General features: G+C 73.9%; 1 protein-coding gene. It reads right to left on the bottom strand.

The genetic code is table 11. The features are described 5' to 3' along the window. The coding region (locus FNQ90_RS26285; protein WP_228471627.1) for a hypothetical protein at positions 1 to 467 on the bottom strand (467 nt) is incomplete at its 3' end. Positions 468 to 533: the final 66 nt, after the last annotated feature.

Genomic DNA, 533 nt, shown 5'->3' with positions numbered 1-533 from the left:
GCCGCCCCCTTCCCGCAGGTCGACGGGAGAGCCGAGCCCGGTGGAGGCGCGCCCCGCTCCTCGCATCCGGCGGGCTCCATCCCTCCGGGCTCGGCTACCGGCTCCGTCCCGAGCCGCACCTTCGGCCCCCACACCTCCCCCGTCTCCTCGCACACCTCGTCGAACGCGGTCGGGGAGGACGGGGCGCCACTTCGCGCCGACTCCACCCGTACCCGCACGGAGTCGGCCGGTGGGCACTCCGGCGCCCCGTCAACGGCGTCGAACAGCCGCTCCGCGAGCTCCCCCTCCAGAGGTGAGAGGCCCCACTCCTCGGCGATCACGCCGTCCGCCGGATCCGCCGCGGCGCCGGGGGACCACCCCCCTGCGGGGGTTCCGCTTCCCTCCATCCCCTCCACCGGATCAAAGACCTCATCGGGAAGGGACTCCGATCGAATCCGATCCATCACCCGGCGAACGACCCCGGTCACGATCCGGCTCTCCCCCACCGGCCGGAACCCCGCCTCGGCATCTGTCCACCGCAGGTCCCGAATCGC

Origin of the sequence: Streptomyces alkaliphilus, assembly GCF_014141535.1 — a bacterium.
Classification (GTDB): Bacteria; Actinomycetota; Actinomycetes; order Streptomycetales; family Streptomycetaceae; genus Streptomyces; species Streptomyces alkaliphilus.
This window is presented reverse-complemented; position numbering and strand designations above follow the sequence as displayed.